This window comes from Pseudoduganella guangdongensis, from assembly GCF_009857475.1.
GTDB lineage: Bacteria > Pseudomonadota > Gammaproteobacteria > Burkholderiales > Burkholderiaceae_D > Rugamonas > Rugamonas guangdongensis.
Genome location: NZ_WWCJ01000001.1, coordinates 401,946 through 423,675 on the forward strand (window position 1 = coordinate 401,946; position 21,730 = coordinate 423,675).

22 protein-coding genes are annotated in these 21,730 nt (G+C 66.8%); 11 read left to right on the forward strand and 11 right to left on the reverse strand.

Features of this window, described 5'->3' with window-relative positions; genetic code table 11:
* Window positions 1–172: 172 nt before the first annotated feature.
* Complete coding sequence (locus GTP41_RS01970) at window positions 173–499, forward strand: carboxymuconolactone decarboxylase family protein (RefSeq protein ID WP_161023856.1); 327 nt, start codon at window positions 173–175, stop codon at window positions 497–499.
* Here GTP41_RS01970 and GTP41_RS01975 read toward each other — a convergent pair.
* Both GTP41_RS01975 and GTP41_RS01980 read right to left on the reverse strand, forming a co-directional pair.
* Complete coding sequence (locus tag GTP41_RS01975) at window positions 496–741, reverse strand: DUF3297 family protein (protein ID WP_161023857.1); 246 nt, start codon at window positions 739–741, stop codon at window positions 496–498. The genes GTP41_RS01970 and GTP41_RS01975 overlap by 4 nt on opposite strands.
* Before the next feature lie 95 nt (window positions 742–836).
* Window positions 837–2,450, reverse strand: a complete 1,614-nt coding sequence (locus tag GTP41_RS01980; protein WP_161023858.1) for an acyl-CoA dehydrogenase family protein — start codon at window positions 2,448–2,450, stop codon at window positions 837–839.
* A 33-nt stretch (window positions 2,451–2,483) separates the two neighbouring features.
* Between GTP41_RS01980 and GTP41_RS01985 the strand changes: the two genes are divergently transcribed.
* Both GTP41_RS01985 and GTP41_RS01990 read left to right on the forward strand, forming a co-directional pair.
* Window positions 2,484–3,176: a TetR/AcrR family transcriptional regulator gene (locus GTP41_RS01985; protein WP_229502701.1), complete on the forward strand. Its 693-nt coding sequence runs from the start codon at window positions 2,484–2,486 to the stop codon at window positions 3,174–3,176.
* A gap of 10 nt (window positions 3,177–3,186) precedes the next feature.
* Window positions 3,187–4,047 carry an alpha/beta hydrolase gene (locus tag GTP41_RS01990; protein WP_229502702.1) on the forward strand — a complete coding sequence of 287 codons (861 nt, stop codon included), beginning with the start codon at window positions 3,187–3,189 and terminating at the stop codon, window positions 4,045–4,047.
* On the opposite strand, the gene GTP41_RS01995 is transcribed toward GTP41_RS01990, so the two are convergent.
* On the reverse strand, window positions 4,031–4,849 hold the full coding sequence (locus GTP41_RS01995) for an alpha/beta hydrolase (RefSeq protein WP_229502703.1): 819 nt from the start codon (window positions 4,847–4,849) through the stop codon (window positions 4,031–4,033). The genes GTP41_RS01990 and GTP41_RS01995 overlap by 17 nt on opposite strands.
* Before the next feature lie 120 nt (window positions 4,850–4,969).
* Between GTP41_RS01995 and GTP41_RS02000 the strand changes: the two genes are divergently transcribed.
* Window positions 4,970–5,557: a YdeI/OmpD-associated family protein gene (locus GTP41_RS02000; protein WP_161023860.1), complete on the forward strand. Its 588-nt coding sequence runs from the start codon at window positions 4,970–4,972 to the stop codon at window positions 5,555–5,557.
* Between the two features lie 16 nt (window positions 5,558–5,573).
* Here the strand turns inward: GTP41_RS02000 and GTP41_RS02005 are convergent, their stop codons facing one another.
* Genes GTP41_RS02005 through GTP41_RS02020 form a run of 4 tightly spaced genes read right to left on the reverse strand, consistent with a single transcriptional unit; the run spans window position 5,574 to window position 10,742 of the window.
* Complete coding sequence (locus GTP41_RS02005; protein WP_161023861.1) at window positions 5,574–7,496, reverse strand: CocE/NonD family hydrolase; 1,923 nt, start codon at window positions 7,494–7,496, stop codon at window positions 5,574–5,576.
* A 15-nt stretch (window positions 7,497–7,511) separates the two neighbouring features.
* A complete protein-coding gene (locus tag GTP41_RS02010) occupies window positions 7,512–8,693 on the reverse strand; it encodes a tetratricopeptide repeat protein (protein ID WP_161023862.1) in 1,182 nt (393 codons plus the stop codon).
* A gap of 43 nt (window positions 8,694–8,736) precedes the next feature.
* Window positions 8,737–9,846 (reverse strand): hypothetical protein, encoded by a 1,110-nt coding sequence (locus GTP41_RS02015; protein ID WP_161023863.1) that lies wholly within the window; start codon window positions 9,844–9,846, stop codon window positions 8,737–8,739.
* A gap of 29 nt (window positions 9,847–9,875) precedes the next feature.
* Window positions 9,876–10,742, reverse strand: coding sequence for an HDOD domain-containing protein (locus GTP41_RS02020; RefSeq protein ID WP_161023864.1), 867 nt, complete (start codon window positions 10,740–10,742; stop codon window positions 9,876–9,878).
* 123 nt (window positions 10,743–10,865) lie between these two features.
* On the opposite strand from GTP41_RS02020, the gene GTP41_RS02025 reads away from it, so the two are divergent.
* A complete protein-coding gene (locus GTP41_RS02025) occupies window positions 10,866–11,435 on the forward strand; it encodes a DNA-3-methyladenine glycosylase (RefSeq protein ID WP_161023865.1) in 570 nt (189 codons plus the stop codon).
* A 41-nt stretch (window positions 11,436–11,476) separates the two neighbouring features.
* Here GTP41_RS02025 and GTP41_RS02030 read toward each other — a convergent pair whose 3' ends face one another.
* Window positions 11,477–13,180, reverse strand: a complete 1,704-nt coding sequence (locus GTP41_RS02030; RefSeq protein WP_161023866.1) for a methyl-accepting chemotaxis protein — start codon at window positions 13,178–13,180, stop codon at window positions 11,477–11,479.
* Between the two features lie 8 nt (window positions 13,181–13,188).
* Complete coding sequence (locus GTP41_RS02035) at window positions 13,189–13,641, reverse strand: cache domain-containing protein (protein ID WP_161023867.1); 453 nt, start codon at window positions 13,639–13,641, stop codon at window positions 13,189–13,191.
* Between the two features lie 173 nt (window positions 13,642–13,814).
* On the opposite strand from GTP41_RS02035, the gene GTP41_RS02040 reads away from it, so the two are divergent.
* From GTP41_RS02040 to GTP41_RS02050, 3 genes are read left to right on the forward strand one after another with little or no spacing between them, the layout of a single operon-like run.
* On the forward strand, window positions 13,815–15,203 hold the full coding sequence (locus tag GTP41_RS02040; protein ID WP_229502704.1) for a KamA family radical SAM protein: 1,389 nt from the start codon (window positions 13,815–13,817) through the stop codon (window positions 15,201–15,203).
* 9 nt (window positions 15,204–15,212) lie between these two features.
* Window positions 15,213–16,592, forward strand: coding sequence for an MFS transporter (locus GTP41_RS02045; protein ID WP_161023868.1), 1,380 nt, complete (start codon window positions 15,213–15,215; stop codon window positions 16,590–16,592).
* A 30-nt stretch (window positions 16,593–16,622) separates the two neighbouring features.
* Window positions 16,623–17,468: a fumarylacetoacetate hydrolase family protein gene (locus tag GTP41_RS02050; RefSeq protein WP_161023869.1), complete on the forward strand. Its 846-nt coding sequence runs from the start codon at window positions 16,623–16,625 to the stop codon at window positions 17,466–17,468.
* On the opposite strand, the gene GTP41_RS02055 is transcribed toward GTP41_RS02050, so the two are convergent.
* Window positions 17,465–18,811, reverse strand: coding sequence for an aspartate aminotransferase family protein (locus GTP41_RS02055; protein ID WP_161023870.1), 1,347 nt, complete (start codon window positions 18,809–18,811; stop codon window positions 17,465–17,467). The two genes, GTP41_RS02050 and GTP41_RS02055, sit on opposite strands and share 4 nt — an antisense overlap.
* 95 nt (window positions 18,812–18,906) lie before the next feature.
* On the opposite strand from GTP41_RS02055, the gene GTP41_RS02060 reads away from it, so the two are divergent.
* A complete protein-coding gene (locus GTP41_RS02060) occupies window positions 18,907–19,458 on the forward strand; it encodes a carboxymuconolactone decarboxylase family protein (protein ID WP_161023871.1) in 552 nt (183 codons plus the stop codon).
* A gap of 12 nt (window positions 19,459–19,470) precedes the next feature.
* Here the strand turns inward: GTP41_RS02060 and GTP41_RS02065 are convergent, their stop codons facing one another.
* Window positions 19,471–20,319 carry a M14 family zinc carboxypeptidase gene (locus GTP41_RS02065; RefSeq protein ID WP_161023872.1) on the reverse strand — a complete coding sequence of 283 codons (849 nt, stop codon included), beginning with the start codon at window positions 20,317–20,319 and terminating at the stop codon, window positions 19,471–19,473.
* A 130-nt stretch (window positions 20,320–20,449) separates the two neighbouring features.
* Here GTP41_RS02065 and GTP41_RS02070 point away from each other — a divergent pair, with 130 nt between their 5' ends.
* Window positions 20,450–21,205, forward strand: coding sequence for an alpha/beta fold hydrolase (locus tag GTP41_RS02070; RefSeq protein WP_202419573.1), 756 nt, complete (start codon window positions 20,450–20,452; stop codon window positions 21,203–21,205).
* A gap of 2 nt (window positions 21,206–21,207) precedes the next feature.
* Complete coding sequence (locus tag GTP41_RS02075) at window positions 21,208–21,672, forward strand: MarR family winged helix-turn-helix transcriptional regulator (RefSeq protein WP_308700822.1); 465 nt, start codon at window positions 21,208–21,210, stop codon at window positions 21,670–21,672.
* Window positions 21,673–21,730 lie beyond the last annotated feature (58 nt).

Sequence of the window (21,730 nt, forward strand, 5' to 3'; positions counted from 1 at the left end):
CCAGGCGCAGGCGCGCTCCACCCGGTCGGCGGCCTGGTTTTGCAGGGCCATGGCGTTGCCGCTGTCGGCGCCCGCCATATTGGCATGTAGATAAAAGCATATTTTCGGCGCGGCGAATCCTTTTGGCTGTTCTGCCCCTCTTAGGGGAGCAGCAACCAACTTAGGAGACGTGATGGACGATATGAAATACGCGAGGGACCTGATCGAACTGGCGCCGTTGGAGGCGAAAGCCTTCCTCGGCTTGAAAGCGACGGCGGAGCGGGAAGATGGGGCGATTCCGGTCAAGTACCGCGAGCTGGTATCCATCGGGGTGGCGCTGACGACGCAGTGCAGTTATTGCATCGATGTCCACACCAAGAATGCGCTGGAGGCGGGCGCCACGCGGCAGGAAATTGCGGAAGTGGTGTTTATTGCAGCCGCCCTGCGGGCAGGGGCGGCGGTGGGGCATGGCCTGCAGGCCATGAAAAAGGCCAGCGAAAGCTGGCCCCGGAGCGCTTAGCGGTAGAAGGCTGTTACCGTGCCTTTCAGCTTGATCAGCATCGGCTGGCCGCGGCGGTCTTTGGCCGTCGCGTGCTGGACTTTGATCCAGCCTTCGCTGATGCAGTATTCCTCAACGTCAAAGCGCTCTTTGTCGTTGAAAGTAATGCCAATGTCATGCTCGAACACGGCTGCCACGTGGTGCGGGCTGCGTGGGTCGATCGACAGATGGTCCGGGAGGTCTGGGCGGGTAGTATCGTTCATGGGGCAGGATTATACCGGAAGCCGTTACGGGGAGCCCATCGCGTGGGCTCCGGGCGGCGGCGTATCGGGTTCCTTTATGGCGATCCTGGCATCCGCTATACCGGCCAGGCGCGGTCGATGATGGTGCGCAGGGCGGCGCTGGCGGGCAGGGTGCCGTAGATGCGGCCGTGGGCGTGGTCGAAGCGGCTGGCGATGAAGGCGTCGGCCACCGCGCTCGGGGCGCGTTCGCGCAGCAGGCGGGCCTGGATCAGGGTGGCCAGTAGCTGCGCGTGGCGGCGGGCCTGGGCTTCCTGCAGGTATGGATCGGCGCTCGGCGCCAGCAGGGCGTCGAGGGCTGCGACGTGCGGGCGCAGCGCGGCATCGCCGGCGCAGCCCTGGCGCAGGTCGTCGCGCAGGGCCAGCATGGCCTCCGGCTCGCGGGCGATAGCGCGCAGCAGGTCGAGCGCCATGACGTTGCCGGAGCCTTCCCAGATCGACAGCACGGGCGTTTCGCGGTACAGGCGGCCCATCGGGCCTTCGTCCATGTAGCCGTTGCCGCCGAAGACTTCCATCGCTTCCGCCGACAGTTCGATCGAGCGCTTGGTGCTCCACAGTTTGCCGGCCGGGGTGACGATGCGCTGGTAGGCGCGCTCCAGCGGGCTGTCGTCGCGCTCGAACGCTTCGGCCATGCGCATCATGAGCTGGGTGGCGGCTTCGCTTTCCAGCGCCATGTCGGCCAGCACGTTCTGCATCAAGGGCTGTTCCACCAGCCGCTTGCCGAAGGCGTGGCGCTGGCGCGCGTGGTGGATGGCTTGCGTGACGCACTGGCGCATCAGGCTGGCCGCGCCCATCACGCAGTTCAGGCGGGTGATGTTGGCCATTTCGATAATGGTGGGGATGCCGCGCCCTTCCTTGCCGACCATGCGGCCCCAGGCGCCGTGGAATTCCACTTCGCTGCTGGCGTTGGAGCGGTTGCCGATCTTGTCCTTCAGGCGCTGGATCTGTACGGCGTTCTTGCTGCCGCCCGGCCGGTAGCGCGGCACAAAGAAGCAGGACAGGCCGCCGTCGCTGCGCGCCAGCACCAGGTGGGCGTCGCACATGGGGGCGGAGAAGAACCATTTGTGGCCGGTCAGCTGGTAGCCGCCTGCCACCGGCTCGGCGCGCGTGGTGTTGGTGCGCAGGTCGGAGCCGCCCTGTTTTTCGGTCATGCCCATGCCGACCAGGATGGAGTCCTTCTGTTCCAGCGGGATGTCGCGCGGGTCGTAGCGGCGCGAGAACAGCTTGGGCGCCAGTGCTTCGAACAGCTCCGGGTCCTGGCACAGGACGGGCACGCTGGCCAGCGTCATCGAGTGCGGGCATTGCGAGCCGGATTCGATCTGGTGGTGCATGGAGAAGGCGGCGGCGTAGGCGGCCCAGGCGCCGGGCCGGTCGTCGGCGAAGGGCTGGGTGATCATGCCGTGTTCGCGCGCCATGCGCATCATGCCGTGCCAGGACGGGTGGAATTCAACGCGGTCGATGCGGCGCCCCTGACGGTCGAAGGTGTGCAGTTCGGGTTTGTGGTGGTTGGCTTCTTCGGCCATGCGGAGGGTGGACTGGCTGCCGAGCAGGGCGCCGTAGGCTTCCAGTTCGGCTTCGTGGGCGCCGGCGCCGGCGCGGCAGACGCCTTCCTGCAGGGCGAGGTCGCTGGTGTACAGGTTGTAGCCGCTCAGTTCGCGGGTCAGGTTGTCCATCGTGCCTCCTTGATTATTGTGCAAGAAAGTGTAATGCTCGGCGCTTTCCCGGGTGTTCGGATTTTGACCATGCAGGCATCACTTCCCGCCGCGCCGAAGCGGCGAAAACCGACGCAGTCGCGCGCGCGTGCCACGGCACAGGCTATTGAGCAGGCGTTCGTGCAGCTTTTGGTGGAGAAGGGCTACGCGCAGGTGACGATCCGCCAGGTGCTGGCGCTGGCGGGCGTGGGGGCGGGGAGCTTTTATGAGTACTTCGCCAGCAAGGAGGCGCTGGCGGCGGTATGCATCCGTTTGCGTGTGCGGGCAATTGCGGAGGCGTTGCAGGCGGCTGTGCTGGCATCGGCGACGGCAAGCTTGCCGGAGCGGGTGGACGCTTTGCTGGCGGCGCAGCTGCAGGCGCCGCTGGCGGAACCCGAACAGTGGGCGGCCTTGTTTCACCTGGAACGGCAAGTGTCGAAACCGCAGGCGTTCAGGGAGCTGTATCGGGAGTTTGTCTTGCTCTGGGAGCGCGGGCTTGGCGCTGGCGGCGATTGGCCGGCCGGGGCGGCGTTGGGGGATGCTGCGTTTGCGGCGCATGCCATTGCGTATAGCCTGGTTTCCCAGACCTTGATGGCGCGCACTGAGCGGCCGGATGCGGCGGCTTTGCGCGCGCTGGTGCGGCAGGCGGTGCATGGTTATCTGTCGGTGGTGGCGCCGCGGGCCTATCGCGGTTGTTTGAACTTTTAGGGAGTCGGGGATGGCGAGCAGGAGGCAGATGTTGGGATTGGCGGCGGGCGCGTTCGCGGCTGGGGTGGCGGGCGTCGCAGGATCGGCGCGGGCGGCTGGCCAGGTGCCGGCGGCGTCGCCGGCCGCGCCGCTGGCGATTGGCGAGACGTTCACGCTGCATTCCACGGTGCTGGGCGAGACGCGCCGCATCAATGTGTATTCGGCGCGCGCCTGGGATGTGAAGCCGGACGCGCCGCTGCCGGTGCTGTTCATGCTGGATGGCGGTGTGGCGGAGGACTTCGTACACACGGCTGGCCTGCTGCAGGTGTCGGTGGCCAACCTGACCATGCGTTCCTTCATGCTGGTGGGGATGGAGAACACGGTGCGCCGGCGCGATATGACGGCGCCGACCGATAGTGCGGAGGACAAGAAAATCGCGCCCGTTGTCGGCGGCTCGGCGGCTTTCCGCCGCTTCATCCGGGAGGAGCTGATGCCGCTGGTGAAGTCGCGCTACAACACCACCGGCGAGACGGCCCTGATCGGCGAATCGCTGGCCGGCATGTTCGTGCTGGAGACGTTGCTGCACGCGCCGGAAATGTTCGACACCTTTATCGCCATCGACCCCACGCTGTGGTGGAACGACCGCCACATCCTGAAAACGGCGAGCGGCCTGCTCGGCGCGCGCCAACGCCTGGACAAGACCCTGTTCGTCGCCACCAGCGGCGAGAAGGGGCAGCCGGAACTTGCCAGGCAGCTGGAGGGCGCCTTGTCAGGCGTCAAGGTCGAGGGCTTGCGCTGGCAAATGGCGCCCATGCTGGACGAAACGCACATGACCATCGGCCACCCCGGCGCCATGCGCGCCTTCCGCGCGGTGTTCAAGCCGGCCGCGTGAACTGCGACTGCAGGAAGCTGGCGATTTTCTGCTGCGTGGTGGGCAGGTAGGGGATGTTCAGGTGGTCGGAATCGGGGATGATTTCGTCGTGGTGCAGGCAGGACAGCTTGCTCACCAGTTCATTGGTGTGCGAGTGCGGCACGATATCGTCGCTGGCGGCGCGCAGCACATAGGTCGGCGCCGCAACCAGGGTGGCATGCTTGACCGACTCAAAGCGGTGCTGCAGCAGCATCGAGATCGGCAGCGCCGGGAACTTGCGCTGCGCCAGCGCCAGGATCGAATCGTAAGGCGTGATCAGCACCGTGGCCTGCACCCGGCGCTGCATCGCCACCTGCACCGCCACGCCGGAACCCAGGCTGCGCCCGACCACGGCCACCCGCGTCGGATCGACTTTGTGGTGCTTGCATATCCAGTCCAGTTGCATGCAGGCGTCGGACACCAGCAGGTCCTCGCCCGGTTCGCCGTGCGATTCGCCGTAGCCGCGATAATTCAGGGCCAGCACCGCCATGCCGGGGAACAGGTTGCCGGCGTCGCGCACCAGCCACGACACTTCTTCCGAGCGCCCGCCGAAATACACCACGGCCGGCCGTATGCCTGGTTCGCGCGGCGTCATCAGCCATCCCGCCAGGCGCGTGCCGTCGCCGCCGCGCAGCACGATTGCGCGCGTGCGGTGGCCGCTGCTGCGCGGTTTTTCAACTTCGCGCTTGATGGTGGGATTGAACAGCAGCTTGCGCTGGCCGGCCATCAGCAAAGCCGTCAACCCGGCCCATGCAAAGCCAATAGCACCTGCGGTAGCTGCCATTTTGCGTGAATTGCTCATGAGGTCTAGTATGCTCCTAATGCTGAGTAAACTGCGTTAAGCAACGCACTAATGTCCGATTGCGGCAACACGCATTCGAAACTGCTTCTTATAAGGATAACCATGCCCACCATTGATCCGCGTGTCGATGAGTACATCGCCAACTCCGCCGAATTCGCGCAGCCCATCCTGGCCCATTTGCGCGGCGTGATCCATGCTGCCTGTCCGGAGGTGAAGGAGACCATCAAATGGAGCATGCCGAACTTTGAACACCATGGTTTGCTATGCAACTTTGCCAGCTTCAAGCAGCATTGCGCGTTCGGCTTCTGGAAGGGGGAGCTGCTTCTGGCGGGCGAGGACGACAAGGGCAAGGAGGCGATGGGCCAGTTCGGCCGCATTACATCGGTGCAGGACTTGCCGTCGAAGAAAGTGCTGACGGCCTATATCAAGAAGGCCATGAAGCTGAATGAGGAAGGCGTGAAAGTCGCGCGGCCCAAGGCGGCGCCGCGCGAGTTGCTGGTGCCGGACTATTTCATCGCGGCGCTGGAGGGCAATCCCGCCGCGTACGAAGTGTTCAACGGCTTTTCAACCAGCGCCAAACGCGATTACTGCGACTGGCTGACCGAGGCCACGCGCAACAAGCGCATGGCCCAGGCGGTCGAGTGGATTGCCGAGGGCAAGAAGCGGCACTGGAAGTACGAGAGCTGCTGAACGCCCCGGAACTCCCTTAGGGCATCACCATCAGCTGCAGGCCGGAGGCGCTGCCCGGCGCGCGGTACACGCGCTGGGTGGCTTTGACAAAGTCTTCCGGCTTGGCTTTGGGGATGCTGGTGAAGGTCTGCGGGTTCAGGTCCACCAGCGGGAACCAGCTGCTCTGCACATGCACCATGATGCGGTGGCCGCGGCGGAAGGTGTGCTGCACGTCGCCCAGCTGGTAGCTGAGCGGCTCCACCTTGCCGGGCACGAATGGCTCGGGCTTCTCAAAGCTGTTGCGGAACTTGCCGCGCAGCGGATTGCCGCGTACCAGCTGCTGGTAGCCGCCCATCTTCAGCGTAGGCGGGGCCACGTCGCGCGAGGTGGCTTCCTCCGCGTGCTCCGGATAGTCGGCCGGATAAACGTCGATCAGCTTGACCACGAAATCGCTGTCGCTGCCGGTGGTGGAGACGAACAGCTTGGGCGTGACCGGGCCGGCGATGGTCACATCCTCTTCCAGCACCTCGCTCTGGTACACCAGCACGTCGGGACGGCTGGACGCGAAGCGCTGGTCCGACACCATGTATTCGCGCGGCACCCCGGTGGCCGGGTAGCCGATGAAGGGCACCGGTTTGCGCGGGTCGCTCACGTATTCGTCGAAGGCGTTGGCTTGTGCCGGCTGCTGCCAGCTCAGGGTGCCGTTCGGGCCCAGGTACAGCATCCTGGCCCTGGCTGGCGCTGGCGGCCAGGCGCTGTACTGGCGCCAGACATTGGTGCCGGTTTCGAAGGTGTTGACGGCGGCAATCGGCTGCGCCGGCTTCACGCCTTTCAGCTGCTGCTCGAAGAAGGGGAACAGCAGCTTCTGGTTGAAATGCTCGCTGGTCTTGCTGTCGAACTGCACATGGCCCAGGCGCTTGCCGTCGCCGCCGGCCCAGCCGCCGTGCACCCACGGGCCGACCACCAGGCCGTTGAAAATGCCGGGATTGTGCTTGCCGATGGCGCGGTAGGTGGCGAAGGGGCCGGCCGGGTCTTCCGCGTCGAACCAGCCGCCCACGGTCAGCACGGCGGCTTTCACGTTCTTCAGGTGCGGCGCCAGGTTGCGCGTCTTCCAGAACTCGTCGTAGGTGTCGTGCTCGATGGTCGGCCTGAGGTAGGCTTGCTGCTTGGGCTCCAGGCCGGCCAGGATGTTCGACAGCGTCAGGCGCTGCAGGAAGTAGTCGTAGCCGCTGGTGGTGCCGTAATCGAAATCGGTCCAGGTCTTGGGCAGCGGGGTCGGGTTCTTTTCTTCCGTGAAGGAGGCGTAGAAGTCGTAGTTCGCTGCCAGCATGAAGGCGCCGCCGTGGTAGGAGTCGTCGCCCATGTACAGGTCGGTGATCGGCGCCTGCGGCGAGGCGGCTTTGATCGCCGGGTGCGAGTCGATGATGCTGGCCGCGGTGTAGAAGCCGGGGTAGCTGATACCGTGGATGCCGACCTTGCCGTTATTGTTGGCCACGTGCTTGAGCAGCCAGTCGACGGTGTCGTGCATGTCGCGGCTCTCGTTGCCTTCGCCCGGCTGGAGCTTGCTGTTGGCATGCGGCGTCATTTCCTGCCATTTGCCTTCCGACATATAGCGCCCGCGCACGTCCTGCCGCACGAAGATGTAGCCGGCGTCGCTGAAGTCGGCCGAGGGGCCGAGGCGGCGCGGGTAGAAGTCGACGCCGTAGCGCAGCTGGCCGTCGACGTTCACGCCTGCGCTGTAGGGCGTGCGTTCCACCAGGAAGGGGTAGCTCTTGCTGCTGTCCTTGGGCACGTAGACCGACGTGAACAGGCGCACGCCGTCGCGCATGGGGATGCGGAATTCGTACTTGGTGTAGGCGGCGCGCAGGTCCGGCTTGTCGTCAGGCGCCGCGTGGGCGGCGCCTGCAAAGGCCAGGGTCAGGGTCAGGGAAAAGGCGAGGGGTTGGAATGTGTCCAGCATGTCCTTGGCTATTTTTTAGAATCCTTGTCGAAGACGGGCCCGCGACTCATACAGGCGCAGGCTGGCTAATTTCCCGGCGTAGATCGCGGTCTCGCTGCGGGTGGTGCTGTTGTTCAGGGCCAGTGACATATGCTTGTCGGCCTCTTTCAGGTCGCCCAGGGCGAACGCCGCCTTGGCCAGCCCGAAGTGGAACTCGTGGTAGTAGGGCGCGCGCTGCACCTCGCGCACGAACATGGCGCGCGCCTTGCGGTAGTCGCCTTCTTGCATGGCTTGCTGGCCCTGGTTGAAGAAGTGGAAGGGCGGGTAGGGTTCCAGGCGTGCCAGCATGGCTTTGAAACGCGCCGCCTCTTCCAGCTTGCCTTGCGTCGTGGCCACTTCGGCCAGGTTGAACAGGATCACCGTATTGTTCGGGTCGTGGCGGTGCGCAAAACGCAGGGTTTGTTCGGCACGGTCGACGTCGCCGCGCCGCTGGTAGATGGTGGACAGGGTGTTATAGCCGAGCAGGAAGGTGTTGTCGTACTCGATGGCGGAACGGGCCCACCAGTAAGCCTCGTCCAGTTTGCCCTGCACCAGGTTCTCGGCGGCGCGGTTGTTCATGAACAGGGCCACGATGGCGCGCTGCGAAATCTCCTCGGTCGGCATCATTTCCGCGTCCGGCGGCGGCAGGAAATCGATCGTCACGGAGTGCTTGCTGTCCATCAGGTTATAGACGTGGCTGGCGGCCTTGGTCAGCACCAGGTTGACGTGGCCGCTGCTGAAATACAGCGAGCCGCTGCGGCTCCAGGTGTCTTCGCTGGTGACGCGCTGGAATTTGACCTTCAAGCCCAGCTCCTGCGCGAAGGCGGCGGTCATGATCACCAGGGACAGGCAGTTGCCGGAGCGCGCGTCGAAGGCCTGGGCCGCGGTGCGCGTCAATTCGGAGTCGTACTCCAGGCGCAGCTGGTCGCGCTGGTAGAGCGCCGCGATCAGCGCCTGGTGCAGGTCGTTGGTGGGGCGGTGGCTTTGCATGATCTTGCCGACGTAGGCCTTCATTTCCGGCGTCAGGGCGAAGATCTGCTCCGGCGCCATGATGGTGTCCGGCTTGGGGAATGCGCTGTCGTTGAACAGCGCGCGTTCCACCGCGATGGGCGGCGCGGACGGCGCGCTGGCGCAACCGGCCAGCAGCGCGGCGAAAATCAATGTTGACAGTAGTTTCATGGCGGCGTCTCCTCCCCCTATATGAAACTAGTATGTGCGCGTCTCAGGGGGCTGTCAATTCAACCGTAACGTCCTCGATGCCGAGGGTGGCCAGGGCGTCGCGCAGGTCGTCGATCTGCGCCTCCACGTCATCGCCGACGTCGAGCCGGCGGTCGGCGTGCGCCAGTTCGCCGCTGCTGCCGAGCAGCTGCACCCCAAGGGCCGCGTCCTCCTCGCCTTCCACCAGGGTGATGACGGCGCGCGCGCCGCCATCGGCCGCCAGCGCGGCGCCGAAATCGGCCATCATGGCCAGCATCCAGTGTTCGGAGCGGCCTTGCTGCAGCGCGCCGTAGAACAGGTCCTGGTACAGGAAGTTGATGCGCAGGGCCGGGGCCTGGGCGGCGCAGGCCAGGCAGCGCTGCAGCAGCGGCGTGGCCGACACGGTCCAGTCCTGGTAGCGCTGCATGCGCGCCGCGAACCAGGCGTCCTGCTTCTTGCCGGCCGGCGGCACGCTGTAGAACGGGTCGTCGGCGCGCTTCAGCGCGAAGCCGAGCAGGAAGCGCAGCTCCACCGCCTCGTCGGCGGCGCCGAAGGAGGCGGGCTGCCAGCCGGCGATGCTGCGCAGCAGGGCGGGCGCGTCGGCTACTTTCTTGTCCAGCAGGGCGGCCGCCGCCTCGTTCACCATGGCGTTGAGCTGGCTGGGGCGGATGGCGTCCATCTCGGCCAGGTCGTAGGCGTGCTGCACCAGCACCACCTTGGCTTTCGGGCCTTCCAGGCCGGCGCTGGTGAAGCTGTCCAGCAGGGCGGCGTAGGCGGCCTCGTCCTGGAAGCCGTCGGCTTCGCGCAGGCCGCCCTGGCTGTGCACGAAGAGCGGAATGGCGAAGGCGTTGATTTCCATTTCCGGGCCGTCGCCCTTGCGCAGCAGGACGGTGCCGGCGTCCTCCTCCACGGTTTCCTTCAGCAGGCGGTAGGCTTCCACGTCTTCACCGCGCGCCAGTTCGATGGCGCCGAACAGCACGGCGTCTTTGCCTTGGCGCAGGTAGCGGCGCACCGCGTGGCGCAGCTCAGGTTCCTGCGCCAGCGCCAGGCTGCACAGTTCCTGGCTCAGGGTTTCTTCTTTGTCGAGGGTGGGGGCGGGCGATTTGCGGGGGGCTGGGCGCTTGTTCTTTTGCATTCGGCTCAGTGGCGTTCAGGGTTGAGGGTTCAGGGTTCGATATGGAAGGTTTCGTGCAGCTCGTCCAGCAGGTCGGCGCTTTCATCCTCGTTCAGGCCGAGGTGGCGGCAGGCGGCCGCGCCGCCTTTTTCCCACTCCAGCGATGCGCTGTTGCCGTGGTAGCGCTGGATGGCGCGTTCGGCCAGCACGGCGCCGGCGACCAGCGAGCGGATGGCGTCGTCGGTGGCGTCGTCGCACAGCACCTCGTAGTCGTGGTGGTGCAGGATGGACCAGGACACGTCCGGCGACAAGCCCCAGTTGCGCGCCAGCAGGCAGCCGATGGCGGCATGGTTGGTGCTGTGGCGCGCGTCTTCAATCTCGGTGAACTTGCGCGCGGCGCTGCCATTGCACAGGTCCAGCGTTTGCTGGTAGTCGGCGAAACGGTCCAGCAGGATCGGGATGCCGATGTCGCAGAACAGGCCAAAGGTGTGGGCGATGTCGGGCGGCGCCAGGCGCAGCTTGCGCGAGATGAAGACCAGGGCCTGGGCGCGGCAGGACGACACTTCCCAGAACTGGTTGAGGGCGGCGTTGCCGCCGCCGACGGTCTCGCGCACCAGGATGCCAGTCAGCATGGCGGCGCACTGGTTGATGCCGAGGAAGTTGATCGCTTGTTCGACCGATTTGGCCTTGCGCGCGGCGCCGTAGAACGGCGAGTTGGCCAGCTTGAGCAGGGCGCCCGACATGCCGACGTCGTTGCCGATGATGCGCGCGATGGCGCGCGGCGACGGGTCTTCCTGCGCCAGTTCGCGCTGCAGGTCGACCAGCAGGCTGGGACGCGGGGGGATGCGGATGGAGCGCAACAGCGCGTCTTCTGCGGTCGTGTTTTCTGCCGGGAGCCGGGCTGCTGCTGTTGTCATTTTGCTTCGTGGGTTGTTCTGCTGAGGCGGGCTTCGCCATTATCGCCTGTTTTTCCGGCTTTGCCCGGGGCGCGGGTGAGTTTTTTTTCATGCCGAAATGGCAGCATTGCTACAATCCGTAGCATGTCTTGTCACATCCTGGCCGGTATCGATTTCAGCGCGCCATCGCCGCAGGTGGCGCGGCGCCTGATCGGCGTCACCTTGCTCGTCAATGGCGTGGGCGGCCGCATTGTCGAGGTCGAGGCCTATGACCGCGAGGATCCGGCCTCGCATAGCTTTTCCGGCCAGACGGCGCGCAACTTCGCCATGTTCGGGCCGCCGGGCCATGCCTATGTCTACCTGTCGCACGGCATCCACTGGTGCCTGAACCTGGTGTGCCGCGAGGAAGGGCACGGGGCCGGGGTGCTGATCCGCGCGCTCGAGCCGCTGGCCGGGCTGGAGCAGATGGCGGCGCGGCGCGGGTTGGCCGAGGCGCGCCTGCTGTGTTCCGGGCCGGGGCGGCTGGGGCAGGCGCTGGGGGTGACGCGCGAACTGAATGCCATGGCGCTGGACGCGGCGCCGTTTGAACTGCTGCCGCGCAAGGGGCGGGTGCAGGTGGCGGTCGGGCCGCGCATCGGCATTTCCAAGGCGGTCGAGGTGCCGTGGCGCTTTGGCCTGGCCGGCTCGCCCTACCTCAGCCGGCCGTTCCGCTAGGCTCGCCCCGGCGGCCCTCATCACCTTCTGCCGCCAGCGCGTCAGCGCCGCGCGCCGCGCATCGCGCTTTGCGCCGTCCGCCGCCCGGCACGCGCCGGGACGTCGCCAGTGCCGCCCGGCGCGCGCCATGCGTCGGCGCTTTTGCTGTTGGCGGCCGCCGCCAAAGGCGCGGGCGCAACGAGGCTGGCGGGCGCGCCATCGGTCTCAAGCTGGAACACGGCCACGGCCTGCGCCAGGCCGGCCGCCTGCTCCTGCAGGCTGGCCGCCGCCGCTGCCGCCTGCTCCACCAGCGCCGCGTTCTGCTGCGTCACATCGTCGATCTGCGCCACCGCCTGGTTGACCTCCATGATCCCGCGCGCCTGCTCGGCGCTGGCCTCGCTGATGCGCTGGATGATGCGCCCCACCTGCCGCACCGCCGCCACGATATCGCCCATGCTGCCGCCGGCCACGCCGACCGATCCGGCGCCGCTGTCGATGGTGGCGACCGAAGCGCTGATCAGCGCCTTGATCTCGTGCGCCGCCGTGGCGCTGCGCTGCGCCAGGGTGCGCACCTCCGCCGCCACGACCGCGAAACCGCGCCCCTGCTCGCCCGCGCGCGCCGCTTCCACCGCCGCGTTCAGGGCCAGGATATTGGTCTGGAACGCAATGCCGTCGATCACGCCGATGATCTCCACGATCTTGCGCGAGGAAGCGCGGATCGCCTCCATGGTCTGCACCGCCTGCGCCACCGCCGTGCCGCCGCGCGCGGCCAGCTGGTTGGCGTTGTCGGCCAGTTGGCAGGCCTCGCGCGCATGTTCGGCATTGCCGCGCACCGCCGAAGCCAGGGCATCGACCGCGCTGGCGGTTTCCTGCAGCGAACTGGCCTGCAGCTCGGTGCGCGCCGACAAGTCCATATTGCCGGTGGCGATTTCGCGCGAGGCCAGGTCGATCTGCTGCACCGCGCCGCGGATGGCGCCGATGGTGCCGTTCAATTGCGCCACGCTGCTGTCGAGCGCGCGCGCGGTGTCGGCGATTTCATCGCGCCCGCGCGCCGGCGGACGCGGCGCCAGCTGGCCCGCCGCCAGGCAGCGCACGCCCTCGCCAATGGCGTGGATGTCGCGCAGCAGCGCGCGCCGCACCAGCATCGACACCGCCAGCGACAAGGCCACCGACAGCAGCAGCAGGCCCGCCATGGTCATGCCCAGCCGGCGGAACTCCTGGCGCGCCTGGGCATAGGCCGCCTCGCTCAGCGATTTTTCCAGCGCCGCCAGCTGCGCCAGCTGCAGGTCCAGCGCCGCGAACTGGCGCTCGGCCTTGGCCATGGCGTTGGTGGCGATGGACTGGTCCACCGCCGCCAGCTCCATGGTTTCCTGCACTGCCTTGCGGTAGGTGGCCAGGGCCTGCCGCGAGCCGGCCAGCAAGCCTTGTTCATCGGCCTCGGCGCCGCTGGCCAGTTGCTCCAGCCGGCCGCCGACCGCGCCGTGGCGGTTGCGGATCTGGGCCGCCAGCGCATCCAGCCGCGCCTGCGCGAAGCTGCCGTTGATCCAGGCCAGCAGCTGGTAGATGTTGGCATGCGCCATGCGCGCCTCGCCTGCCACGTCGGCCACGGCCTGCAGGCGTGCCGCGCGCAGCTGCACCAGGTTCTCCATCGATGCGTTCTGCCGCACCATGCCGAACCAGGCGCAGGCTGCTGTCGCCAGCAGCAGCGCCAGTACCACGCCCGGCGCCAGCAGCAGCTTCGGTCCAATCCGCAGTCGGTTCAGCATGGCACCCCCTATTTTTTGTAAATGCCGGCTTCCAGCACGGCGTCGCCGACGCGCAGGATATAGGTGGTTTTCGGCTCGATCTTGCCGGTGGTGGGGTTCTTGTACATGTAGTCGACCCAGCCCTTGCCCTTTTTCGCGGCCAGCTCGATGATCTCGCGCCGGTACTTTTTGCCGCTGGCGTCCGGCACGTCGGTCAGGTCCTTGCCGACGATGGTGGGATTGACCGGATGCGCCAGCACGATGCCGCTGGCCAGGTCGCGGATATCGACGTACAGCGCGCCCTGGATGAAGTCCGGGTCCTTGGCCGCGACCTTCTCGATGAACTTGTCCTTGCCGTGCTGCTTGATGTAGGCGGCGCCTTTTTCCACCATGGCGATGGCGTCTTTCTCGGTCGGTTCGTTGCTGGCATGCGCGGCGGCCATGGCCAGCACGATCAATGGTGCACTCAGGATGCGTTTCATTGCCGGACTCCTTGGTGGGGGATGGAGATGCCAATGTACTTCCGCGCGCGCAGGCGGGAATTGCGCAAACGCAAGCTCGTAGGATTTTTCCGGGCAAGTATTGAGATACGGCAATAGGCGCTTTCCGAACCGGACCATCATGAAGTCCTAGCCCACCCCTTCAGGAGTACGCCATGAGCGCCGCTGCCCAGCCCACGATCCAGCCCAAGTTCAAGCCCTACACCCGCCAGACCATTCGCCAGGCCCCGCAGTGGGACTTGCTGGCGCCGGAGCAGCAGGAGGCGGTGCAGGTGCTGTCGCACGTGCTGCCGTTCCGCACCAACCAATACGTGCTGGACCAGTTGATCGACTGGTCGAATATCCCCGACGACCCGATCTACCGGCTGGTGTTCCCGCACCGCGACATGCTGCCCGCGCACGAGTACTGGCAGCTGCGCGACCTGCTGCTGGTGAAGCAGGATGAGGCGGCGGCGCAGCAGCTGGTGCGGCAGATCCGCCTGCGCATGAATCCCCACCCGGCCGGGCAGATGACGCACAACGTGCCGCGCGTGAACGATGCGCCGCTCAAGGGTTTGCAGCACAAGTACAAGGAGACGGTGTTGTTCTTCCCCAGCGCCGGCCAGACCTGCCACGCCTACTGCACCTTCTGCTTCCGCTGGCCGCAGTTTGTCGGCATGGACGATATGAAGTTCGATGCGCGCGAAACGGGCGAGCTGGTGGCGTACCTGAAAGCGCACCGCGACGTGACGGATGTGCTGATCACGGGCGGCGACCCGCTGATCATGAACACGCGCTCGCTGGAGGAGATCATCGCGCCCTTGCTGGGCGCGGGGCTGGAGCATATCCAGAACATCCGCATCGGCACCAAGTCGGTGTCGTACTGGCCGCAGCGTTTTGTCAGCGACCGCGATGCGGACGATCTGCTGCGCCTGTTCGAGCGGGTGGTGGCGGCGGGCAAGAACATGGCGGTCATGGGGCACTACAACCATGCGGTGGAGCTGCGGCAGGTGGTGGCGCAGCAGGCGGTCAAACGCATTGTGGGCACCGGCGCGACCTTGCGCATGCAGGGGCCGTTGATCCGGCATATCAATGAAGACCCGGCCAGCTGGGCCGAGCTGTGGCGCACCGGGGTGCGGCTGGGGGCGATTCCGTACTACATGTTCGTGGAGCGCGATACGGGACCGCGCGAGTACTTCCAGCTGCCGCTGGCGCGCGCGCACGAGGTGTTCCAGCAGGCGTACCAGATGGTGTCGGGACTGGCGCGCACGGTGCGCGGGCCTTCCATGAGCGCCTTTCCGGGCAAGGTAGTGATCGACGGGGTGGCGCAGATTGGCGGGGAGAAGGTGTTCGCCTTGCAGTTCCTGCAGGCGCGCAATGCGGATTGGGTGCGTAAGCCGTTTTATGCCAAGTACGATCCGGCGGCGACCTGGTTCGACCAGTTGCGGCCCGCCTTCGGGCGCGAAAAGTTCTTCTTCGAGGAGGAGGGACAGGGCATGCCGGAGGCCGGCCACGGGCCGCAGGTGACGGCGCTGCCGCGCCGCGTGATTCCGCTGGTGGCCTGAGGCCGCGCCATGCCTGCGTCAGCGTCCCGACCCGCAAGCAGCGGGCCGCCCGCCGCGCCCGCGCATGCGGACGGCGAGATCCACGCCGCGCTGGCGGTGTCGGTGCCGGTGCGCGGCGACTGGCGCGGGCGCTGGCTGGCGGCGCCGGGGCGCTGGTGGCGCGGGCGGGAGCGGGTGCCGGGCAGCCTGTCCGGGCCGGCCGCGCTGCTGCTGGTCTTCATCCCCTTCGCGCTGGGCCACTACCTTTCCTGGCTGCTGCGCAGCGTGAACGCCATGCTGGCGCCGCAGCTGGTGGCGCAGGCGGGACTGACATCGGCCGAACTGGGTCTGCTCACCAGCACCTACTTCCTCGCCTTCGCGCTGGCGCAACTGCCGGTCGGCATGGCGCTGGACCGCTACGGGCCGCGCCGCGTGCAATGCTGCCTGCTGCTGGTAGCCGCGCTCGGCACGCTGGCCTTCGCCGGCAGCCGCGACTTCGCCGGCATGGCGGTGGCGCGCGCCCTGATGGGGCTGGGCCTTGCGGGCTGCTTCATGGCCGCCATCAAAGCGCTCACCACCTGGCTGCCCGCGCACAAGACGCCCTCGGTGCAAGGCTACCTGATCGCCGCCGGCGGCCTGGGCGCCGCCACCGCCACCTTGCCGGTGCGCCTGGCCCTGCACCACACCAGCTGGCAGTGGCTGATGATCGCTCTGGCCGCCTGCTGCATCGCGGTGGCGCTGCTGGTGCTGCTGCTCGCCCCCACGCCGCCGGCCGCCGCGCCGCGCCCCTTCAGCCGCGGCGCGCTGGCGCAAACCTTCGCCCACCCGGTGTTCCGCGAAACCGCGCTGCTGGTGCTGCTGCCGCATACCGTCTTTTTCGGCGTGCAGGGCCTGTGGGTCGCGCGCTGGATGGCCGACGTGCCGCGCTACGGCGAGGAAGCCATCGCCTGGCTGCTCTACCTTGGCATGGCGGCCGTGATCTTCGGCTCGATCGCGGTCGGCATGCTGGGTGAATGGGCCGCCCGGCGCGGTTGGCGCGCGCTCGATGTGGCGGCCGGCGGCGTGCTGCTGTTCGTGCTGCTGCAAGGCGCGTTTGCCAGCGGCTGGCGCCCGGCGCAGCAAATGCTGCCGGTGCTGTTCATGCTGGTCGGCTGCATCACCGGCATGGAATACTCGATCATCGCGCAAGCCATGCCGCCAGCATTGACGGGGCGCGCTTCCACTTGCCTGAACCTTTTGATCTTCGCCGGCGCCTTCGCGGTGCAGGCCGGATTCGGGCAGGTGCTCGGCTTGTGGCCGGCCTCGCCGCAGGGCCATTATCCTGCCGTTGCCTACCAATGCGCCTTCGGCTTGCTGCTGCTGATCCAGTTGCCGGGCCTGTGCCGCTACCTGCTCCGACGCTTCCGGTAAAATATCGCCTTCAACAAGAAGGAAGATGAAATGAAACTGGTTCGTTATGGCCGTATCGGCAAAGAAAAACCCGGCCTGATCGATGAATTCGGCAAGCTGCGCGACCTGTCCGCTGAGATCGGCGACTTCGACGGCGACAACCTGTCCGACAAGGTGCTGCGCAAGCTGGCCAAGATCGATCCCGAAACCCTGCCCGTGGTGCGCGGCAATCCGCGCTTCGGCGTGCCGGTGGCCAGGGTGGGCAAGTTCATCGGCGTGGGCCTGAACTACGCCGACCACGCGGCGGAAGCGGGCCTGCCGATTCCGGCGGAACCGATCATCTTCATGAAGGCCATCACCTGCCTGTCCGGCGCGGACGACCCGATCATGCTGCCGAAAGGCTCGAAGAAGACCGATTGGGAAGTGGAGCTGGGCGTGGTGATCGGCACCCGCGCGCGCAATGTCAGCGAGAAGGACGCGGAGAAGCATATCGCCGGCTACTGCGTGGTGAACGACGTGTCCGAGCGCGAGTTCCAACTGGAGAAGGGCGGCACCTGGGACAAGGGCAAGGGTTGCGACACTTTCGGTCCGGTCGGCCCGTGGCTGGTGACGCGCGACGAGGTGTGGGATGTGAATAAGCTTGACCTGTACCTGGAAGTGAACGACAAGCGCATGCAGACCGGCTGCACCGAGACCATGATCTTCAAGGTGCCGCAGCTGGTGGCTTACATCTCGCGCTTTATGACGCTGGAGCCGGGCGATATCATCGCCACCGGCACCCCGCCCGGGGTCGGCATGGCGCGCAAGCGTTACCTGAAGAAGGGCGACTTTGTGCGCCTTGGCATCGCCGGCTTGGGCGAGCAGCAGCAGGATGTGATCGGGTACCAGGAGTTTTAACCTGGCCGCACGCGCGCCAGCGCCCGCTCCAAGCCATCGGCCAGGCGCGCCACGATCTGCTGCAAATCCGCCTCCGTCGCAATAAACGGCGGCGCCAGCAGCACATGGTCGCCGCGCCGGCCGTCGATGGTGCCGCCCATCGGGTACACCATCAGCCCGCACTCCAGGCAGGCCTCCTTCACCGCCGCATGCACTTGCAAGTCGGGATCGAAAGGACGCTTGCCGTCCCGCTCCTGCACCAGCTCCAACGCCAGCAGCATGCCGCGCCCGCGGATGTCCCCCACATGCGGATGCATGGCGAATGCCTCGCGCAGCATGCGCCGGAAAGCCGCGCCGCGCACCGTCACCGCCCCCAGCAGGCAATCGCGCCGGATCACCTTCTGCACTGCGAGCGCCGCCGCCGCCGCCACCGGGTGGCCGACATAGGTATGCCCATGCTGGAACACCCCGCTGCCCGCGCGCAGGCGCTGCACCACATGGTCGCGCGCGATGACCGCGCCGATCGGCTGGTAGCCCGCGCCCAGGCCCTTGCCCAGCGCCACCAGGTCCGGCACCACGCCGTCCTGCTCGAACGCGTACAGGGTGCCGGTGCGCCCCATGCCGCACATGACTTCATCGGCGATCATCAGGATGCCGTACTTGTCGCATAGCGCGCGCACGCCCTTGAAGTAGCCGGGCGTGGGCGGCACCGCGCCGCTGGTGGCGCCCACCACCGTCTCGGCGCAAAAGCCGATCACATGCTGCGGCCCCAGGTCGATGATCTTGGTTTCCAGCTCCTGCAGCAGGTTGGCGGTGTATTCATGCACGTCCTGCCCGGCGCGCCGCTCGCGGTATTCGAAGCAGGGCGAGACGCGCGCCACGTCCATCAGCAGCGGCTCGAAATGGCGGCGCCTGTACTCGTTGCCGCCCAGGGCCAGCGCGCCCAGCGTGTTGCCGTGGTAGCTCTGGCGGCGCGCGATGAAGACGCGCCGCTGCGTTTCGCCGTTCTCCACAAAATACTGGCGCGCCAGTTTGAGCGCCGCCTCGACCGCCTCCGAGCCGCCCGATACCAGGTAGGCATGGTTCAAGTCGCCCGGCGCATCCTGCGCCAGCCGGTCGCCCAGTTCCTCCGCCACCTCGGTGGTGAAGAAGGAGGTGTGCGCGTAGGCCGCCACTTTCAATTGCGCCTGCATGGCGGCCAGCACGTCCGGGTGGCCGTGGCCCAGCGAGGAGACGGCGGCGCCGCCGCTGGCATCCAGGTAGGTGTTGCCGGCGCTGTCGCGCACTTGCAGGCCGAAGGCGCAGACCGCGACCGGCGGCGTGCGGCGCAGGTCGCGGTGGATCAGGTGGGTGGGGTGGTGCATGGCGGCTCCTCGCTGATTGGTGGTTCAGCGACATTAGCGCGCACCTTGCGCCGGCGTTTTGATTTTTGTCGCATCCTGTGCGACCATCGGCCGTCATGAAAGAGCGACTTGGCCCGATTCCTGTGGTGGAAATGACGCCCGAGCAGCGCGCCGCCGCGCAGGCCGTGATCGACGGCCCGCGCGGCGCCTTATACGGGCCGTTCGTGCCGTTGCTGCGCAGCCCGGAGCTGATGTCCAGCGCGCAGCGCATGGGCGAATACCTGCGCTACCGCAGCGCGCTCGGCACCCGCCTGTCGGAGCTGGCCATCCTGGTCACGGCGCGCCAATGGGACCAGCAGGTGGAGTGGGCCATCCATGCCCCGATCGCGGCGCAGGAGGGCATTGCGCCAGCGGCCATCGACGCCATCGCCCAGCGCCGCGCGCCAGGCGGGCTGGCGCAAGACGAACAGGCGGTCTACGATTTTTGCATGGAGCTGCACACGCACAAGCGCGTCAGCGACGCCACCTGGCAGCGCGCCGTGGCGCTATTCGGAGAACACGGCGTGACCGACCTGGTGGGCCTGAACGGCTACTACACCTTGCTGGCCATGGTGATGAATGCGACGCAGTCGGCGCCGCCCGCATCGACGGCGGCGCCGCTGCCGTAGCCTTCGGGGCGTTTACAGGTTGCGCCCGATCCACTGCAGCATATCGTGCCAGATGCGGCGCACCTCGGCATCCGGCGGCATGGCCAGTGCATGCGGCAGTTCGATCGTGATCACCGGCACCTGCTTGTGGCGCCCGCTGTAGTTGCCGAGCGAGCCGGGATACACGCCGACGCTGCGGTACACCAGGCGCCCGAACTTGCTGGGCGGGTCGATATGACCGTCGAAATCGAGCACGCCGAACGGCGCATGGACCGACACGATCAGGTCGGGACGGAAGCGTTCGATAGTGTCGTTGATCCAGCGGCTTTCCGGCTCCGACAGCGGTTTCTTGCCGGGGTAGCGGCGCGGGTCGCTGCGCGTCACCTTGGCCCAGTAGCGTGGCGCCTCCTGCTGCCAGCCGGGCGTGGGGAAGTTGCGGTTCAGGTCCACGCCGCGCGCGTTCACCCGTTGCGGCCTGGCGGCCAGCAGGCCGTCCGGATTGAGCAGCGGCGCCACCTTCCAGTGCATGGCCTGCGCGGCCGGCGTGTCCATCTGCTTGAGCCATTCGAACACCAGGGCGGAGGCGGTCAGCTCGTCGCCGTGGATGCCGCCCAGCAGCAGCACGCGCGGCGCGTCGGCCTTGGCCGGTGCGATGTCGCGCTCCAGGATCGGGAAGCCGCGGTGCGATTTGACGCCGCTCGGCGCCAACGCGCTCTGGCGGCATTCGGCGGCCGAGATATTGGGCAGGCGCGTGGCCAGCCGGTCGCACCAGGGCGCTTCCTGGGCCGGCTGGGGCGCGGCACCGGCGAGCGGCAGGCTGCTTGCCAGCAGGGCGGCGGCCAGCAACCGGCACCTTGGCGTGGTGGTTTTTTTGCGGATCATCCGGCTATTATGGATTGCGCCAGCGGGAAAACCATAAAAATTAATTTGCACACTAACGATTTGTGCGCTATATTTCAGTCATGCGCTTAGCGCGCTAACCATTAACGTACAAACCATAAGGAATGAAGCCATGAAATCGACCATCAAATCCGCCCTGTTCGCAGCTTCCCTGATCGCCGGTGCCGCCCTGGTGCCCGCCCATGCCGCCGAAGACACCACCGTGGTGCTGGTGCACGGCGCCTTCGCCGACGGCTCGGCCTGGAACAAGGTGATCCCACTGCTGCAAAAGCAGGGCGTGAAAGTGGTGTCGGTGCAGAACCCGCTGACCTCGCTGGCGGACGACGTGGCCTTTGCGCAGCGCGTGATCGACACCCAGACCGGCAAGGTGGTGCTGGTGGGCCACTCCTGGGGCGGCGCCGTGATCACTCAGGCCGGCAGCAGCGACAAGGTCAAGGCGCTGGTGTATGTGGCGGCATTCGCGCCGTCGGAAGGCGAGGTGATTGGCGAAGTGGGCAAGGACTTCCCGCTGCCGCCGGGTATCGCCAGCCTGAAGCCGGACGCGAATGGCTTCATCTACCTGTCGCCGGAATCGATGGCGGTCAATTTTGCGCAGGACCTGAAGCCGGCCGAGCATCGCCTGATGAGCGCGACCCAGGGTCCGATCAAGGCCAGCGCCTTCGGCGACAAGGTGACTTACGCGGCGTGGAAGAACAAGCCTAGCTACTACATCGTGGCCGACAAGGACCGCATGATCGACCCGGGTCTGCAAAAAGCCTTCGCCGCCAAGCTGGGCGCGACCACCACCACCCTGGCGGCCAGCCACGTGCCGATGGCGTCGCAGCCGGAGGCGGTGGCCAAGGTGATCCTGGCCGCAGCCAAGCGTTGAGCATGGGAGGGCGTGTTAAAGTACGCGCCATGGAAAACCGCACGCCCCCCACGCTGGACCAGCACCTTTGCTTCAAGCTGTATTCGACTTCGCTGAAGATGACGCAGTTGTATAAGCCGCTGCTGGCGCCCCTCAACCTGACTTATCCGCAGTACCTGGTGATGGTGGTGCTGTGGGAGGAGGAGGGGTTGGGCATTAAAGGTGTGGCCGAGCGGCTGCAGCAGGATCCGGGCTCGATCACGCCGCTGGTCAAGCGGCTGGAAGCGGAGGGCTATGTTACGCGCGGGCGTTCGCCGGAGGATGAGCGTAACCTGGTGCTGACGTTGACCGACAAAGGACGCGCATTGCGTGCCGAGGGCTTGAAGGTGAGCGAGCAAATCGCCCATGCCTGCGCGATTTCGGTGGCCGATGTGGAAGGATTGGCGGCGGGGCTGGCTAAGCTAAACGGCAACCTGCAAACCCGGTAAACCGGGGTACGGCCCAAGGGCCGGACCCCGCCTCGCGGCCATCCGGCTCGGGTCAGAC

Bases quoted from the DNA above. Each gene is read 5' to 3' on its own strand.
- GTP41_RS01970 (WP_161023856.1), top strand. From the start codon at position 173: ATGGACGATATGAAATACGCGAGGGACCTGATCGAACTGGCGCCGTTG.
- GTP41_RS01975 (WP_161023857.1), bottom strand. From the start codon at position 741: ATGAACGATACTACCCGCCCAGACCTCCCGGACCATCTGTCGATCGAC.
- GTP41_RS01980 (WP_161023858.1), bottom strand. From the start codon at position 2,450: ATGGACAACCTGACCCGCGAACTGAGCGGCTACAACCTGTACACCAGC.
- GTP41_RS01985 (WP_229502701.1), top strand. From the start codon at position 2,484: ATGCTCGGCGCTTTCCCGGGTGTTCGGATTTTGACCATGCAGGCATCA.
- GTP41_RS01990 (WP_229502702.1), top strand. From the start codon at position 3,187: ATGGCGAGCAGGAGGCAGATGTTGGGATTGGCGGCGGGCGCGTTCGCG.
- GTP41_RS01995 (WP_229502703.1), bottom strand. From the start codon at position 4,849: ATGGCAGCTACCGCAGGTGCTATTGGCTTTGCATGGGCCGGGTTGACG.
- GTP41_RS02000 (WP_161023860.1), top strand. From the start codon at position 4,970: ATGCCCACCATTGATCCGCGTGTCGATGAGTACATCGCCAACTCCGCC.
- GTP41_RS02005 (WP_161023861.1), bottom strand. From the start codon at position 7,496: ATGCTGGACACATTCCAACCCCTCGCCTTTTCCCTGACCCTGACCCTG.
- GTP41_RS02010 (WP_161023862.1), bottom strand. From the start codon at position 8,693: ATGAAACTACTGTCAACATTGATTTTCGCCGCGCTGCTGGCCGGTTGC.
- GTP41_RS02015 (WP_161023863.1), bottom strand. From the start codon at position 9,846: ATGCAAAAGAACAAGCGCCCAGCCCCCCGCAAATCGCCCGCCCCCACC.
- GTP41_RS02020 (WP_161023864.1), bottom strand. From the start codon at position 10,742: ATGACAACAGCAGCAGCCCGGCTCCCGGCAGAAAACACGACCGCAGAA.
- GTP41_RS02025 (WP_161023865.1), top strand. From the start codon at position 10,866: ATGTCTTGTCACATCCTGGCCGGTATCGATTTCAGCGCGCCATCGCCG.
- GTP41_RS02030 (WP_161023866.1), bottom strand. From the start codon at position 13,180: ATGCTGAACCGACTGCGGATTGGACCGAAGCTGCTGCTGGCGCCGGGC.
- GTP41_RS02035 (WP_161023867.1), bottom strand. From the start codon at position 13,641: ATGAAACGCATCCTGAGTGCACCATTGATCGTGCTGGCCATGGCCGCC.
- GTP41_RS02040 (WP_229502704.1), top strand. From the start codon at position 13,815: ATGAGCGCCGCTGCCCAGCCCACGATCCAGCCCAAGTTCAAGCCCTAC.
- GTP41_RS02045 (WP_161023868.1), top strand. From the start codon at position 15,213: ATGCCTGCGTCAGCGTCCCGACCCGCAAGCAGCGGGCCGCCCGCCGCG.
- GTP41_RS02050 (WP_161023869.1), top strand. From the start codon at position 16,623: ATGAAACTGGTTCGTTATGGCCGTATCGGCAAAGAAAAACCCGGCCTG.
- GTP41_RS02055 (WP_161023870.1), bottom strand. From the start codon at position 18,811: ATGCACCACCCCACCCACCTGATCCACCGCGACCTGCGCCGCACGCCG.
- GTP41_RS02060 (WP_161023871.1), top strand. From the start codon at position 18,907: ATGAAAGAGCGACTTGGCCCGATTCCTGTGGTGGAAATGACGCCCGAG.
- GTP41_RS02065 (WP_161023872.1), bottom strand. From the start codon at position 20,319: ATGATCCGCAAAAAAACCACCACGCCAAGGTGCCGGTTGCTGGCCGCC.
- GTP41_RS02070 (WP_202419573.1), top strand. From the start codon at position 20,450: ATGAAATCGACCATCAAATCCGCCCTGTTCGCAGCTTCCCTGATCGCC.
- GTP41_RS02075 (WP_308700822.1), top strand. From the start codon at position 21,208: ATGGGAGGGCGTGTTAAAGTACGCGCCATGGAAAACCGCACGCCCCCC.